Annotated in this window: 12 protein-coding genes and 1 riboswitch; of the genes, 3 read left to right on the top strand and 9 right to left on the bottom strand. The window is 61.0% G+C overall.

From position 1 onward, the window contains the following. Nucleotides 1-30 precede the first annotated feature (30 nt). On the top strand, nucleotides 31-849 hold the full coding sequence (locus AC2D8V_RS05100) for a GNAT family N-acetyltransferase (RefSeq protein ID WP_484732433.1): 819 nt from the start codon (nucleotides 31-33) through the stop codon (nucleotides 847-849). Nucleotides 850-1,110: 261 nt separating this feature from the next. On the opposite strand, the gene AC2D8V_RS05095 is transcribed toward AC2D8V_RS05100, so the two are convergent. Together AC2D8V_RS05095 and rpsA are read right to left on the bottom strand one after the other, a co-directional pair. Next, nucleotides 1,111-2,910, bottom strand: a complete 1,800-nt coding sequence (locus AC2D8V_RS05095) for an adenylate/guanylate cyclase domain-containing protein (protein ID WP_484732432.1) — start codon at nucleotides 2,908-2,910, stop codon at nucleotides 1,111-1,113. Nucleotides 2,911-3,147: 237 nt separating this feature from the next. Further along, nucleotides 3,148-4,827 (bottom strand): 30S ribosomal protein S1, encoded by a 1,680-nt coding sequence (rpsA, locus tag AC2D8V_RS05090; RefSeq protein WP_484732431.1) that lies wholly within the window; start codon nucleotides 4,825-4,827, stop codon nucleotides 3,148-3,150. Nucleotides 4,828-5,150: 323 nt separating this feature from the next. On the opposite strand from rpsA, the gene AC2D8V_RS05085 reads away from it, so the two are divergent. Then, complete coding sequence (locus tag AC2D8V_RS05085; protein ID WP_484732430.1) at nucleotides 5,151-5,579, top strand: BLUF domain-containing protein; 429 nt, start codon at nucleotides 5,151-5,153, stop codon at nucleotides 5,577-5,579. Between the two features lie 13 nt (nucleotides 5,580-5,592). On the opposite strand, the gene AC2D8V_RS05080 is transcribed toward AC2D8V_RS05085, so the two are convergent. The 4 genes from AC2D8V_RS05080 to trmB form a co-directional block, all read right to left on the bottom strand. After that, a complete protein-coding gene (locus tag AC2D8V_RS05080; protein WP_484732429.1) occupies nucleotides 5,593-6,141 on the bottom strand; it encodes a hypothetical protein in 549 nt (182 codons plus the stop codon). 156 nt (nucleotides 6,142-6,297) lie between these two features. Further along, nucleotides 6,298-6,915, bottom strand: coding sequence for a (d)CMP kinase (locus AC2D8V_RS05075; protein WP_484732428.1), 618 nt, complete (start codon nucleotides 6,913-6,915; stop codon nucleotides 6,298-6,300). Between the two features lie 10 nt (nucleotides 6,916-6,925). Beyond that, nucleotides 6,926-8,278 (bottom strand): 3-phosphoshikimate 1-carboxyvinyltransferase, encoded by a 1,353-nt coding sequence (aroA, locus tag AC2D8V_RS05070; protein ID WP_484732427.1) that lies wholly within the window; start codon nucleotides 8,276-8,278, stop codon nucleotides 6,926-6,928. Between the two features lie 85 nt (nucleotides 8,279-8,363). Further along, a complete protein-coding gene (gene trmB, locus AC2D8V_RS05065) occupies nucleotides 8,364-9,065 on the bottom strand; it encodes a tRNA (guanine(46)-N(7))-methyltransferase TrmB (RefSeq protein WP_484732426.1) in 702 nt (233 codons plus the stop codon). A 147-nt stretch (nucleotides 9,066-9,212) separates the two neighbouring features. On the opposite strand from trmB, the gene AC2D8V_RS05060 reads away from it, so the two are divergent. Then, complete coding sequence (locus AC2D8V_RS05060) at nucleotides 9,213-10,004, top strand: response regulator (RefSeq protein WP_484732425.1); 792 nt, start codon at nucleotides 9,213-9,215, stop codon at nucleotides 10,002-10,004. Between the two features lie 57 nt (nucleotides 10,005-10,061). Here AC2D8V_RS05060 and metK read toward each other — a convergent pair whose 3' ends face one another. The 3 genes from metK to AC2D8V_RS05045 form a co-directional block, all read right to left on the bottom strand. Next, the gene (gene metK / locus AC2D8V_RS05055; RefSeq protein ID WP_484732424.1) at nucleotides 10,062-11,243 is read right to left on the bottom strand and encodes a methionine adenosyltransferase; all 1,182 of its coding nucleotides are present in this window, start codon (nucleotides 11,241-11,243) and stop codon (nucleotides 10,062-10,064) included. A gap of 4 nt (nucleotides 11,244-11,247) precedes the next feature. Further along, nucleotides 11,248-11,296, bottom strand: a riboswitch (SAM-SAH riboswitch). A 31-nt stretch (nucleotides 11,297-11,327) separates the two neighbouring features. Then, nucleotides 11,328-12,869: an apolipoprotein N-acyltransferase gene (lnt, locus tag AC2D8V_RS05050; RefSeq protein WP_484732423.1), complete on the bottom strand. Its 1,542-nt coding sequence runs from the start codon at nucleotides 12,867-12,869 to the stop codon at nucleotides 11,328-11,330. Next, nucleotides 12,866-13,762, bottom strand: a complete 897-nt coding sequence (locus AC2D8V_RS05045; protein WP_484732422.1) for a hemolysin family protein — start codon at nucleotides 13,760-13,762, stop codon at nucleotides 12,866-12,868. Before AC2D8V_RS05045 ends, lnt begins: the two co-directional genes overlap by 4 nt. Nucleotides 13,763-13,801: the final 39 nt, after the last annotated feature.

The following is a 13,801-nucleotide window of genomic DNA, read 5'->3' as shown; positions in this document are numbered from 1 at the left end:
GGCGTTGCCTCGGGATAAACTGGACTGAGGATGAGTGTCTCTGGCCTTGAAATCTACGGAAGCCCCGATCAGCGGCGCGTGCTGGCGCGTGGCGAGGATCTCATGGCGCTTTTGGCAGACGATACGCGGTTTTGTTCGCACGGGCGTGGCGTTCAACTGTCGGACTTCTCTTGTGATGGTGAAACGCTGGCACTGTTACTGCGGTTGACACGGCTGCTCGGCGTCAGCGGATGTGAAATGGTGCCGGATGCGGATGCCTCTGATTTGGTCAGGGCATTGGAAGACGCCGGCATGAAAACCGATTGCTACGTCAATTACATGTCGGGCCAAGAAAGCGTGGAAATCGCGCGCGCCACTCTGCGCACGCGCGGCCTGCCCCCTGAGTTGACGCTGCAGACCATTGACGCGGCGGCCCCCACAAAGTTGTTGGATGCCTTTGCCGAGATTGCGCTGGCACAAGATGTGTTGCCCTCTGCAGGTTCGGTTATGCGCGGGATATCGCGTCCGGGGTTTGGCATGGTCGCCTTTGATGGCCATGACCGCCCCGTGGCCACAGCCGCCGCGAGCCTTGCACGGCACCCCGCACATCCAGACGCAGAGATGGCGCAATGGGGGCAGTTGGCAACGCGTGATGACTGCAAGGGACGCGGCATCGCGCGGGCAATGGCCTGTCTGTCGCTGGTGCACGGGTGGGACAATATCGGCATCCGCCGCTTTTCCACCGGTATCCGTGCAGGCAATGTGGCCTCGGAAAACCTGTGCCGTTCGCTGGGACTTTCCCCCAGCGGGCATACCATCGTTATCGCCATCGACCCGGCCAGCTTTGCCGGGGACAAGGCGACGAAATAGCAGCGTGCTGTCGGGCAAGAAGCCGGAGGTGCCCGGGTGGCAAATGACCGCGCGGTACGGTTGGCAGCGCATCGTCACACGCTACAAAGCGCACCACATCACCTGCCGGTCCCGAAAACGCTTATGCGCCGCTGCCCGCCAAAGCATTGACCCTGTGATGGGCCAAGATGACAGAGGCCCAAGTTTGCGAGTGGAACAGCCCGCGTGATCCGTCCTCACCGGATTTGGGCTATCGTCCAGCAACCCTTAGCGCCGCACGTGTCACTCGGGCATGCCCGCGACACGCAAACCATCCAGCCAACGGGTAAATCCGTCTTCGGCAGCCCAAACGCCTTGGTACTTGTCGATCTCGAACTGCAAGGTGCGGTTTGGAATGGCTTCGAGATATTCCGCCATTGCGTCGCGCGCACTGGCCTCGTCCCCGACACAGACTTCGATCACGACAAGGTAAGGCAACGCCCGCACAGGCACGTTCGAGAGTTGCTGGATGGTATCCAGTGCCTCGTCGCATCTCTCTGCCGCCCACAACGCAAATGACAATTCTGTCGGGAACGACCACCCGTCGTTAAGCGGATCAATGTCGATCGCATAGCGAATGTCTGAAATGGCACCTTCCGGATCGCCCAGAATGACCTTTGCCGAACCGCTGGACCGGTAGACATTTGAAAAGCTCGGATTAAGCTCGATGACCTTTTCGTAAATTTTCAGCGCGGCGGACAGATTTCCACGCGATTCCTGCAGGCGCCCGAGGAGGTATTGGTTCAGGTAGTTGTTCGGATCCAGTTCGATCGCTTTTTCGGCATATTCGTCGGCCTTGGCCAATGCGGCTTCGCGCTCTGCGCTGGTACCGGCGTAAAAGGATTCGCTCCAGTGGACAAACCCCATCGACATATATCCGATCGAGGCATCCGGGTCGGCATCGATAGCGCGCTGGTAGAATTCAACGGCACGCGCATTGGCTTCCTGACCCGGTTTTCGAAAGTGGCTGAAGCCTTCGGCTGCAAGGTGGAGCGCGGTGACAGTATTTCGCGACCCTTTAGGCGGGGTGTAGTGTGAAACCTTTCCTCCTACTGTCGACGCGACAGACCGGATGATTTCGCCCTGAAACTCAAACAACTGGCCCAGCGCGCCCTCAAATCGGTCAGACCACATGTGGTCGCCGCTATTGGCGTCAATCAACTGGACGGTAATGACGAGGTTTTCGCCGATCTTTTGCTGCGTGCCGTCAAGGATAACATCGGCTCCGAGAGCCTCGCCGATGTCTTGCGGGCTGGAGTCCTGATCTTTGAACTTGAAGCTGGAGTTTCGCGCGATGGTTTTGAAGGTCTTGTATCGGGAAAGGTTGGTCAGGATACCTTCGCTGATCGCATCGCTCAGATATCCCCGGTCCGGCCCTGGGCTTTGATCATCAAAGGCCAGAACCGCGAGCGTCGGCGCTTCTGCCCGCGTATTATCGCGCGCATCTTGTTGCATAAAATACGCCACTGCGGCAGCAAGGACGACCATCAGGGCAAGGATCATCATACGCTTGGCTGGTGCGGGCTTGGCCCGTTGGCGCACCGCCTTAGCATCGGATTCGGGCCACACCCACACCCCGATGCTTTGTGAGATGTTTTTAAGCTCTGGCGCGCCGCCAAAGGAAAATGCCGCATCGACCTTGCCCAGCACCAGATCCGCCACCGGTTGAGAGATACAGATACCACCCGGCGGTGCTACCTGCTCCAGCCGTGCGGCGATGTTGACGCCATCGCCCATCAGGTTTTCACCGTCGACCATGATATCACCAAGGTGAACGCCGATCCGGAAAGGCATCTCATTTTCATCAGACAGCGCATGTTGGATGCGCAAGGCGCACCTGACGGCTTCTACGGGGCTTGCGAATTCGGCAACGACGCTGTCCCCGGCTGTGCCAAATACCCGCCCACTGTGGTTTTCGATCTCAGCGTCGATGACTTGGCGGAGCTTTTTGAGACCGGCGAGCGTGGCCTCCTCGTCAGCGGCCATGCGTGCAGAAAAGCCGACAGCATCCGCCGCCAAAATAGCTGCCAGTCTTCGGCTCATCTGGTTTGCCCCGCCGTTTCCCCGCTTTGACCTTATCGAAACGGTCAGCATGCGGGTGTGTCAAGGACTGTGTCCGCTTGTGGGGAAGGCAACGCGCGGCAAAACCGGCGAATTGGCGGCCTTGCCTGACTTGGGTGACGGGCCTCAAATGACGGGGTCGTTCACGCGCCGACTGCTTCTCTGGCACAAAAAACCCCGCTGAAAGCGGGGCTTTTCGATGTTGTATCCAAAGAAGGATTACTTGTCTTCGTCGCCTTTCAGCGCCGCACCAAGGATGTCGCCCAAGGATGCACCGGAGTCAGAGGAACCATACTGTTCGACGGCCTCTTTCTCTTCTGCGATCTCGCGCGCCTTGATGGAGACACCCAGACGGCGTGCCTTGCTGTCGACGTTGGTGATACGAACGTCCACCTTGTCGCCAACCGAGAAACGCTCGGGGCGCTGTTCGGCGCGGTCGCGGGACAGGTCGGAGCGGCGGATGAAGGACTTCATGCCTTCGTATTCCACTTCGATGCCGCCTTCTTCGATGGCAGTCACGTTCACGGTCACAACCGAGCCACGCTTTACGCCGCCGACAGCTTCGGCGAACTTGTCGCCACCCACTGCTTTGATCGACAGGCTGATGCGCTCTTTTTCCACGTCCACTTCAGAGACGACGGCCTGCACGGTGTCGCCTTTGCGGTAGTTCTGGATCGCATCTTCGCCACGCTCGTCCCAGCTCAGGTCGCTGAGGTGAACCATGCCGTCGATATCGCCGTCGAGACCAACAAAAAGACCGAACTCGGTGATGTTCTTGACCTCGCCTTCGACCTCGGTGCCCTCTGGGTGCGACTCGGCAAAGACTTCCCACGGGTTGCGCATAGTCTGCTTGAGACCCAGCGACACGCGGCGCTTTGCACCGTCGATTTCCAGCACCATGACTTCCACTTCCTGAGAAGTGGAAACGATCTTGCCGGGGTGAACGTTCTTTTTGGTCCAGGACATCTCGGAGACGTGCACCAGACCTTCGACGCCGGCTTCAAGCTCAACAAATGCACCATAGTCGGTGATGTTGGTCACGCGGCCCGTGTGGACAGATTCCAGCGGGTATTTCGCGGCGACCAGATCCCATGGATCTTCCTGCAGCTGCTTCATGCCGAGGCTGATGCGGTGCGTTTCCTTGTTGATCTTGATGACCTGCACCTTGATCGTCTCGCCGATGGAGAGGATCTCGGACGGGTGGTTCACACGACGCCATGCCATGTCAGTTACGTGCAGCAGGCCGTCAACGCCGCCAAGGTCAACAAATGCACCGTATTCGGTGATGTTCTTTACCACGCCGTCCACGGTCTGGCCTTCGGTCAGGTTGCCGATCACTTCGGCGCGCTGCTCGGCACGGCTTTCTTCGAGGATCGCGCGGCGCGACACAACGATGTTGCCACGGCGACGGTCCATCTTGAGGATCTGGAACGGCTGCTTGAGACCCATCAGCGGGCCTGCGTCACGCACGGGGCGCACGTCAACCTGGCTGCCGGGCAGGAAGGCAACAGCGCCACCCAGATCAACGGTAAAGCCGCCTTTAACGCGGCCAAAGATGGCGCCTTCGACGCGCTCTTCGTCAGCGTAGGCTTTTTCCAGACGATCCCATGCTTCTTCACGGCGCGCCATCTCGCGGGAGATGACCGCTTCGCCGCGCGCGCTTTCCACCTGACGGAGGAAAACTTCTACCTCGTCGCCAACAGCGATCTTGGGCGCTTCACCGGGATCTGCGAATTCTTTAAGATCGACACGGCCTTCCATTTTGTAGCCGACGTCGATGATGGCTTGTCCCGCTTCAATCGCGATGACCTTGCCTTTGACAACCGAACCCTCTTCGGGCGTGTCCATTTCGAAGCTTTCGTTCAGGAGTGCTTCAAACTCTTCCATTGTGTTTGCCATGTGGCGCTATGTTCCTAACTCAGGTTTTGTTTCCGGCCGTGCGGTTGTCTCCGCCGGTCTTTGGGTTTGAACTGCCGATGGCTCCCAGCGCTTGCCACCAAACAAACGAAGGGCCGGTATTCCCGACCCTGCCCGTTCATTCAGCCGCAAGACTGTTTGCCGCCTTGTCAACGCTCGCGCGTATAAGGTGCTTTGGCCATGGGATCAAGCGTTGATGCGTATTCTGTCGGAACGCGCAGATGCTACCGCAGCGGTGCCCTTGGTAGGAAGTTGTTTACGCGTTCTCGGTAGATTTCAGCTGCCCATTGCCTTCGAGGTTCCAGATGCAAGACCTTTATCAGGCGCTTTATCACAGCAAGGCGTTGCTGCCGAACACGGTAGACAGTCATAACGACATCCTGCGCGCAAGCCAGATCAACAACAGCCGCGACAACATCACAGGGTTTCTGCACCGCGAGGACGGCTATTTTCTTCAGTTTCTCGAAGGTCCGAAAACCAAGCTTTTTGCCACGCTGCAGCGCATCGGGCACGACCCGCGCCACTGCGATTTTGTGATCAAGCATTTTGGCCCGGCGGAACGGCGCATGTTGCCGGACTGGGACATGGGCTATGCGGGTACCGATCAGTTGTCGCTGCGCGAGTTGCTGGACACGAGCGGCAACAAGTTGGAGTTTCGCGCGCTCGATCCCTTTGATCTGGTGGTGTTCATCGTGCACAATGCTCAAGCGCTCAGAACGCGGCTTTCGCGATAAGCACCGGGCGCGTTCACAGTTCTTCGAACTTTCTCAGCTCGTTCAGCAGTTCCTCGTAGATGCCGTTGCTATCTCCGCCGCCGAATACCTGTGCGCCGCCCGAATAGGTCTGGCCGTAGGTGCGCGCCACATTGACGGTCTGCGCCAGCCCTGACACCAGTTGCTCTGATGTCAGTGGCGACAGCGGGTGAATGAACACGCCCCACAAACGGCCCTGCGCGACGGCATAACGGGCATCCAGCGCGCTGTCGAAATTGGCCTGCATCAGACGCATCAACTCGTCCGCGTCCAACCCTTCTGCCGCGCGTATGGGCACCATGGCGCGCATCCGGTCTGCCAGCGGATCAGCGATCAGCACCACGGGGATATCCGCGATGGTGAATTGGATCGCCGTGCCCTGTGCCACTGCCTCGGGGTCGATCACGCGAACGATCTGCGCGATGCGTGCCATGGTCATCGGCGGCTCGTATTCACCGGGCGGGTCGATGGTTGTCTGGTCGTCCTGTGCAAAGACCGCGCTTGTCAGAAGAGCGAAGAGTGCAGAGATGGCAGCGAGACGCATGGGCAAAGTTCCTTTGGTCTGGTGATACCGCAATGCTAGCGCGCAAAGCGTTCACAGACCAAGCACCCTTTGGTGATCGTCCTGCAATGCTTTAGTGGGCTTGTGCCGACCACCAAGCCGGGCCATTCAATCCGCGCGGAGCGGCGCGTATAAAGGCTACCCGCGCCGCGTGTCGATCGCGGCGATAGCAGCTGCAATGGCCGCGTCGATGCTCATGTCAGAGGTATCGATGGTAACCGCATCGGCGGCAGCCAAAAGCGGCGCGGTCGCGCGTTCGCGGTCGCGCGTGTCCCTTTCGCGCACATCGGCCAGCACTTGTTCATAGCTGCGGGCATCACCGGCACCGTCAAGCTCTTCGAACCGGCGGCGCGCGCGCACCTCCGCGCTGGCGGTGACGAATAGTTTCGCCTCTGCATCCGGGCAGATCACCGTGCCGATGTCGCGCCCATCCAGAACCGCGCCACCAGAGCGGCGGGCAAAGCTGCGCTGAAAGTCGATCAAGGAAGCGCGCACCTGCGGCAGGGCAGCAATACGGCTCGCCGATTGCGCGACCTCGGGGCTGCGCAGCCCGTTGGCTTGCAAGTCTTCGGCCGTCAGGCGCGCGGCTGCTTCTTCCGGCGCGAGCCCCAGAAGAACCTTTGCGCCCACCGCGCGATAGAGCAGCCCGGTGTCAAGGTGGGCAAACCCGTAGTGCGCCGCGACCGCCTTCGATATCGTGCCCTTGCCGGCTGCCGCCGGACCGTCGATTGCAATGGTGAATGCGTCGGATGCCACAGAGAATACCTTAGCCGTTGTCGCGGCTGATTTTGGCGCCAAGTGCTTCCATCAGGGGCTCGAAAATCGGGAAAGACGTCGCAATCGGCCCTGCGTCATCGACCTTCATCGGCTTTTGCGTGGCCATGCCCATTACAAGAAAAGACATGGCGATCCGGTGATCGAGGTGGCTGGCACAGGTCACACCGCCGGGTACATTTCCGTGCCCCAGTCCGGTGACCGTCCACCAATCGGGCCCGTCCTCGACGGCAACGCCCGCAGCCCGCAATCCTGTTGCCATCGCGTCGATACGATCACTTTCCTTGACGCGCAGTTCCTTGACCCCTCGCATGACGGTCTCGCCTTGGGCAAAGCACGCCACCACCGACAGCACCGGGTATTCGTCGATCATGGATGCCGCGCGTTCCGGGGGTACTTCGATCCCTTTGAGGTCGGGCGAAAACCGCGCGCGCAGATCGGCCACCGGCTCACCGCCTTCTTCGCGTTCGTTCTCATAGGTCAGATCGGCACCCATTTCGCGCAGCGTGGTAAACAGCCCCGCACGTGTCGGGTTCAGGCCGATGCCGGGCACCAGCACATCAGAGCCTGGCACGATCAGCGCCGCACAGACCGGGAAGGCAGCGGAGCTTGGATCGCGCGGGACGTCGATCTTTTGCGGGCGCAGTTCAGGTTGCCCGGTCAGCGTGATCACACGGCCTGCATCTGTCTCTTCGACGGCAATCTCGGCCCCAAAGCCGGCGAGCATCCGTTCGGTGTGATCGCGTGTCGCTTCTGCCTCGATCACAACGGTCTTGCCCGGTGCGTTCAGACCAGCAAACAGAACCGCCGATTTCACCTGTGCGGACGGTACCGGCACAGTATATTCGACAGGTATCGGGTTTTTGGCGCCCACCAGCGTCATGGGCAGCCGTCCACCCGCCCGCCCCACGGCCTGACACCCGAAGAGCGCCAGCGGGTCGGTCACCCGCGCCATTGGGCGGCCATTCAGAGACGCATCGCCCGTGAAAGTAGCCGCGATAGGAGATGTCGCCATAGCGCCCATGATCAGCCGCACACCGGTGCCGGAGTTGCCGCAATCGATCACCGTTTCAGGTTCGGCAAATCCGCCGACGCCCACGCCTTCAACCGTCCAGTTGCCGCCGCCGTGATCGGTCACCGTCGCCCCGAAGGCGCGCATGGCTTTTGCCGTGTCCAGCACGTCCTGCCCTTCGAGCAGACCGGCGATCTCGGTCTTGCCGATGCTCAACGCGCCAAGGATCAGCGAGCGGTGCGAAATCGATTTGTCTCCCGGCACCTGCGCCGCGCCGGTAAGCGGGCCACAGGCAAAGGATGTCATCGGGATTGGGGTGCCGTGGCTGGACATGGGCGTACTCTTTGTGTCGGCTCTTGTTTCCTGCGACGGGAGTTATCCGCTTGGCTCGCCAGCGTCCAGCCCCCGAAACGCGGGATCAGGTTTTGCGAAAGGTCAGGTAGTGCGGCTTGCGCCCTTCGCGCAGCGCCTTTTGCTCGTAGCGGGTCGATATCCAGTCAGGCCAAGGGGTGCGCCAGTCTTGCGGCCCTTCGGCAAGCCACTCAAACCCGCAAGTGGGAACTTCGACGAGCGTCTGGCGCACGTAGTCTTCGATGTCGGTGGCCACGCGAAAGATCGCACCGGGCTTGAGGCAGCGCGCCAGCGGCTTTAGATGCTCGGGCGTGACAAAGCGGCGGCGATGATGGCGCGATTTCGGCCACGGATCGGGATACAGCAAAAATGCCCGGTCAATCGATGCAGGCGGAAGTACATCCATCAGGTCGCGTGCGTCGCCGGGGTGCACTGCGATATTGTCGACGCCTGCGCGCCGTATCTTGCCCAGCAGCATTGCCACCCCGTTGATATAAGGTTCCGCGCCGATGATGCCGACATCGGGGTTTTCAGCGGCCTGATGCACGAGGTGCTCGCCGCCGCCGAAACCGATTTCAAGCCACACAGACCGCCCCTCGAACAATCCGCCCAGATCAAGCGGGATCCGATCGGGGTTGTCCTCCCAAGACACAGCGCCGGGCGACAGCGCTGCGAGATCTTCGTCCAGATAGGCTTTTTGCGAGGATTTGAGCGCCTTGCCCTTGATCCTGCCGTAAAAGTTTCGGTGTGGTCGTTGCGATGTCGTCATGGCGGTCCTCTACCCTGCAGGCGGCCGCGCTGCAATGTGTCGGGGCGGGAAAATGCGCGGCACATCGCGCCGGCGGTTTTCATCATCAGTTAAACTTGTGCTGCTAATCCACTGGCGGGTGTGAGACCGCGATGAGGGGATACCGATATGAGCCGCTACGACAAGATCAACGCCACACCGCGGCCCGGCGCAACCAGCCTGCCCGACTTTGCCCGAATACTGATCGTTGAGGATCAGCGGTTTGACCGTGTACGCCTGCAGCGCCTGATCTCCGAGCTTGAATTTGAGACGGTCGTGCGCGAAGCAGAGCATCTTGCCGATTTGGCGTGCCTGATGGGCGAGGCCCAATTCGACCTCGTTTTGCTGGACTACAGCTTGCCGGACGGCAACGGGCTGCAGGGTCTCGACGCTATTCGGCTCGATCCTAAAAACCGCAACGCCGCCGTCATCATGGTCACCGGAAACGAACAGGCCGAGATCGCGATTGAGGCGATGAAACGTGGTTGCAGCGACTACATCACCAAAGGAGACCTGTCGTCCAGCTCGTTTCGCCGCGCCTCGTTCAACGCTTTGCAGAAGTCGCGTCTGGCCATCGGATTGGAAACGCATGACACCAAAAGGCAGCAAATGGAGGCGGTCTTGCAAAAGTTCTCAACCGAATGTGCCGCAGAGATCAAGCCGGTTGTGTCCCGGTTGATGCGCCAGTTGCGCGATCTGCGCGACGCGCCAAACCTGTCGGCAGATCAGGCAGCCGAGCGCCATGCCCGCATCGAGCGGTCCTGTATGCGGCTATACGAGTTCCTCGATGATCTGGAAGCGTATCGCGGAGACGATCTTGCGCAGCAGACCTACCCGCCGGACCCTATGGCGTTCGGCCCGCATCAGGCGACCGCAGCCCGAAAACCCAAACCCAGTGTTTTCGGGCGGCTGCGCCACTGAAAACGGGGCGCTGCTTCGCAGGGCCCCGCTCCGGCTTTTTGTCTTTGTAACCGAAGGCTACAGCGCAGCTTTCAGTGCCGCGCCAAGGTCGGTCTTTTCCCAGCTGAACCCGCCATCCGCGTCGGGCGCACGCCCGAAGTGGCCGTAGGCTGCCGTGCGCTGGTAGATGGGCTTATTCAGTTGCAGATGCTCGCGGATACCGCGCGGCGTCAGGTCGATCACCTTGCCGATGGCTGTTTCGATCTCGCTTTCGTGCACCTCGCCCGTGCCAAAGGTGTCGCAGTAGATCGACAGCGGTTTGGACACACCAATCGCATAGCTGAGCTGGATCGTGCATTTTTCAGCCAGACCGGCCGCAACCACATTCTTGGCCAGATAACGCGCCACATAAGCCGCCGAGCGGTCCACTTTGGTCGGGTCTTTGCCCGAGAACGCGCCGCCGCCGTGTGGTGCCGCACCGCCGTAGGTATCCACGATGATCTTGCGCCCCGTCAGGCCCGCGTCCCCGTCCGGCCCGCCGATGACGAATTTGCCCGTCGGGTTGACCCACCATTCGGTATCGTCGCTGATCCAGCCGTCGGGCAGCACTTCGCGGATGTACGGCTCGACGATGGTGCGAATGTCATCCGACGTCTGCGTCTCGTCCGCGTGCTGTGTCGAAAGTACAATCGAGCTGACACCGACCGGCTTGCCGTCTTCATACCGCACAGAGAGCTGGCTTTTTGCGTCCGGCCGCAGGGTCGGCTCTGTCCCGTCCTTGCGCACCTCGGCCAGACGCCGGAGAATCGCATGCGCATAGTGGATCGGCGCCGGCATCAGCTCGGGCGTCTCATCGGTGGCAAAACCGAACATGATGCCCTGATCGCCGGCACCTTCGTCCTTGTTCTCGGCCGCGTCGACACCTTGCGCGATATGTGCGGACTGTTCGTGCAGCAGGTTGGTGATCTCGCAGGTAGCGTGGTGGAACTTGTCCTGTTCGTACCCGATGTCTTTGATGCAGGCGCGGGCGATGTCTTCGATCCGGCCCATGTACTCAGACAGTTTGGCCTTGTCCGAAAGGCCCACCTCACCACCGATGACCACGCGGTCGGTTGTTGCGAATGTTTCCGCGGCGACACGCGCTTCGGGTTCTTCGGCGAGAAAGGCGTCGAGAACGGCATCGGAAATGCGGTCACAGACCTTATCCGGGTGACCCTCGGAGACTGATTCCGAGGTGAAAGTATAATTTTTGCGGGACATTGAGTGCTCCATTAAACAATAGACATCACGTCAGGAAGCCGTTGTGATGCGTTCGGACGTGCTTACGTCCCGGTGCCAGTGGCGTCAATGGCTATCTGTCGGGATGTCCCTGAACCGCGCGGTTACGACAAGCCCGGCCGCCGCGAGGATCAGGGCAAGCAGTACCGGCAGATCGCCGGTGCGCGCATAAAGGGTTGGCGTCAGCGGTTCGGGCAGCGCTGCGTCGACAAACCCCGCCTGCCCCAGTTCCAGCGCCTCTGTCATCCTGCCCCAAGGATCGATCATTGCGGAAATCCCGGTGTTGGCGGCGCGGGCCAGCGGCAAGCCCTGCTCGATGGCGCGCATCCGCGCTTGTGCAAGATGTTGCTGCGGGCCGGCATATTCGCCGAACCACGCATCATTGGTAACCTGAAGCAGGAACGCCGGGCGCTCCGGCGCGGCGCCGACCCCATGCGCAAACACCGCCTCGTAGCAGATCAGCGGCAGGGCTGTGCCCAATGCGCCAAAATCAAGAAGCTCTGGCCCCGCGCCCGGTGCAAACCCCACGCCATTGGCGGCAAGCCCTGTCAGACCAAACCTGTCGGCCAAACGCGCAAGCGGGATGTATTCGCCAAACGGGACAAGGTGGTGTTTGTCATAGACCTGCTGCACCTGTCCGCCGGCATCCAGAACAGCCAGCGCATTGCGCATCCCTTCTGGTGTGCTGCGCAGCGCACCCAGAGCAACGGGCGTGCCGCGCGCGGCCTGTGCAATTTCTGTCAGGATGGGGCCCGCGACTTCCAACCGCCACGGAATCGCTGTCTCGGGCCAGACGATGAGATCGGGCTCGACCGGACCGCGCGCGGCGGTCGCTGTGAGTTGCCGCTCGAAAAAAACGGGGGCCATTTCGCGCTGCCATTTGAGGTGTTGCGCGGCATTAGGCTGGACAAGGCGGACCGTGTAGCCCGTTGGGGTAGCGGGGGGCAGTGCAAGCGGCAAGTAAAGCGCCAAGGCTGCACCAAAGAGCAACGCCCCCTGCCCCAGTCGCAACGACGCAGCACCCGAACCGCGCGCAGGCAGCGAGAGCGCCCAGCCCAACAGCAGCAGGACAAGCGTGGCACCGTATGGCCCAACCCAACCGAGCAAACGCGATGCCGGGCCTTCGATCATTGTCTGTGCAAAGGAAGCCCACGGAAAGCCGGTAAAGATATAGGCACGCAGCAGTTCCGCCGCTGCCCATGTAATTACCAGCGCCAAGCCCGCCCGGCTCAGCCGGCGTGCGCCCCAGAAAGCAAGCCCCCAGAAAAGCCCCAGTCCGCCTGCAAGCAGCACGAGCGCAAAGGGCGCCATCCAGCCGTGGCGGTCAGCGTCAACCTGAAAGGGTTCGACGATCCATGCCAGTGCCAGCGCAAAGTACCCCAGCCCGATGGCCCAGCCCATCAGCGCCGCTGTCCGGGCCGACGGCTGTGTACGCCAAAGCGCAAACGCCGCAGCAAGACATATCACTGTTGCCAGTGGCTGATCGAAAGGGGCCTGCCCCAAGGCGCCCACCGCGCCCAGACACATTCCCGCCAGTATCCGCAATGGCCAAGGGGCGGTGGCAAGCCAAGCCAGCACAGGTCCCGCGCGCGCCGCGGTCCCGATCACGCAGCGTTGCCGCGCGTTCGCACCCGCAGCCGTTTGATCCGGCGCGGATCCGCGTCGATGACTTCGAACTCGATGCCATCGGGGTGCATCACGACTTCGCCACGCGCAGGTACGCGCCCGGAAAGCATGAAGACGAGACCGCCCAGCGTGTCGATCTCTTCCTCGTCCACTTCTTCATGATCGGTCAGCGACTGGCCAATCTCGGCTTCGAACTCGTCCAGCGGTGTCTTGGCAAGAGCGAGATAGCTGCCGGGTTTTTCCTGCGTAAAGTGTAGACCTTCGTCGATATCGTGCTCGTCTTCGATTTCGCCGATGACCTGTTCGATCAGGTCCTCGATGGTGGCCAGACCGTCGACCCCGCCGTATTCATCGATCACCAGCGCCATATGCCGCCGCTCTGCCTGCATTTTCGTCAGCAGAACACCGATTGTCATGGACGGCGGAACAAAGAGCAGCGGGCGCAGCATGGCCCGCAGATCAAACTCCTTTTCGCCACCATTGAACCCGTGCATGAGCGCCATGTCCTTCAGGTGCAAAAAGCCGATGGGTGTATCAAGCGTGCCGTCATAGACCGGCAGCCGTGTCAGCCCTGTCTCTTTGAAAACTGCTACGACCTCGTCCAGCGTCGAACTTAGCGGAATCGCCGTAATGTCCGCCTTCGGGACTGACACATCCTCGACCCGCATGCGACGCAGGTTCATCATACCGTGGGTTTGCTGGCGTTCCGCGCGCGGCGGCGACGGTCGTTCGTCGTCCTCGTCCTCGCCGGGGCTCAGCGCTTCGATGACGCGGCTGAAAAATCCGCCTTGTCGGAGGGGTTCGCTATCTTGCTGAGTGTCGTTATCGTCACGCGCGCGCTGCGCTGCGTCAGATGATCCGTCGGTGTCGCCCATTGGGTCCTGTGCTGAATAGATGCGGCAGAATCCGCACGT

The sequence above is a fragment of the Roseobacter sp. YIN89 genome (assembly GCF_057219365.1).
The sequence above is the reverse complement of the archived record's forward strand: the minus strand, read 5'-3'. Positions and strand labels throughout refer to the sequence as shown.